Annotated in this window: 2 protein-coding genes and 1 pseudogene; all 3 read right to left on the bottom strand. The window is 33.5% G+C overall.

The features are described from left to right. Positions 1–206, bottom strand: a pseudogene (locus Q0371_RS19185) (T7SS effector LXG polymorphic toxin); the annotation flags it as partial. A gap of 251 nt (positions 207–457) precedes the next feature. After that, positions 458–943, bottom strand: a complete 486-nt coding sequence (locus tag Q0371_RS02805) for a hypothetical protein (RefSeq protein ID WP_298467993.1) — start codon at positions 941–943, stop codon at positions 458–460. After that, positions 940–1,709 (bottom strand): AHH domain-containing protein (locus Q0371_RS02800; protein ID WP_366518555.1); only part of this gene is annotated, 770 nt, incomplete at its 5' end. The genes Q0371_RS02800 and Q0371_RS02805, both read right to left, overlap by 4 nt.

Below are 1,709 nucleotides of genomic sequence, written 5' to 3'. Positions count from 1 at the left end.
GGGAATAGCTCTGTCCGAATCTCGCTTCCAAACGTAATTGCATTCCACTGACTCGTCTGGAAAGTAATGTCCTTTACCCCTACGGTAAACATCCCCTCCATATCGGTAAGCCAATTGCCCATCGTTTGAATATCATCTTCGACTGTGTGTAGTGATGTGGTTTGAGAACTATCGAATTCATGTAGCTGTAAAACCGTGTCGTCACGTTTCTTTTTGGAATTTTAAATTTAAAAAACCTTGAAAGACATTTAGCCAATCAAGGTTTTAAGTATTATAAATTATCTTTTATTGATCCATAATTAACAATTAAAACATGCCATCAAGAAACAAAAAAAGATGACCAAGTTTCCTTTAACTCTTCTTTTTAAAGCAGTACATCTCCACTCTTAAAATTAACTAACACATTTATATATTTCTTCTCCCAGAACTTCATCTAGTCTCTCGAGTAAAATACTCATTAATCCAATTTAAAAGCAACAATTTGTCCTTCTGGATAATCACCATTCCAACCGCAAGGAAAAGCACCATATTGATATATTTCAAACAATTTTTCAAAAAAGGAATTACTCTTTCCATTTATTGCTCTATTGATGGCACAATTAGTAAGGTCAGCTACAACATCATTATAAAATATACTATATTTAAATGAGCTCTTTCTCACATTATCAGCAATAATTTCTAATAATTCTTCCAGTCCTTTAGGTTTTTCATTTTCAGACTTTTCATAATACAAACCCCAGACTTCGCTCATTTCCATTTCTCTAATATCTTTCCAATTATACTCTTCTTCACCAAAAATCTCTTCATAAGCTAAATGCTCTGCTTTTTTTATATCATTAATAATGATAATATTTTGGGGGAATTTATTAGTTTGTTCACTCTGGAAATCTTTCGAGAACTGAATTACCTCTTCAACTAAATTATTAAATAACCCATAGTTCATTGCTTATTATACCACCTTTCCCAAAGGTCCACTGTTGCCCCTCCTCCTCTTTTCCATACAGGGGTCGCAACCTCTTTGTCTATTCTTTCTATTCTGTATTGTTCCAATCCAATTTCTTTAATCCTTTTAAGTTCATTTTCAAGGTAATTATCCTTCATGTATAGTGGTAATCCCTTTTCTTGAAGTAGTCTTAACTTTTGTTGCAATTCAAAAACTTGTTTTTCTATTATAGTTATATTTTGTCTAATATCTATTTCATCCAATTTGCTCCTTACAAAATTACTATAAATTGAGTGATATCCTTTATGTCTAGAAGTTACACTAACCTCAGCGTCTGGAACTCGAAGAAAAAATCCATTTGAGGCATTGTCCATATCCATACCTATTTTTTGTAATACAGGATGACTTCTAAATTCCTTAGGAATAATATGTTGTGCTTGATAAGGGGTTCGCTTTGTAGTTATAGGCAAACCCATTTCTTCAAACATGTTTTTACCCAGCTTTGTAGAACTTCCTCCTGTCACCTTTCCAGGTGTACCAGGAATAAGCCTATTAACTTCTCCCGCACCCTTTATCTCAAGATCCATCTTTACATCTGCATTCACATTACTATCAATACTTTTATTTGTTGGTGTAGTATCCACCTTTGCAGATGGCGTATTAATTGTATTCGTATTTTTAGGTGGAGCTATATAATCTGCATTCCCTCCGACAACTTTTGGCTTAGCCTGTATATTCGAATTTGGTGTCTCTGATTTCACATTTG

This window comes from uncultured Psychrobacillus sp. (assembly GCF_938022135.1).
Lineage (GTDB): Bacteria > Bacillota > Bacilli > Bacillales_A > Planococcaceae > Psychrobacillus.
Note: the sequence above shows the minus strand (reverse complement) of the source record. Positions and strands in the feature narration are given on the sequence as shown.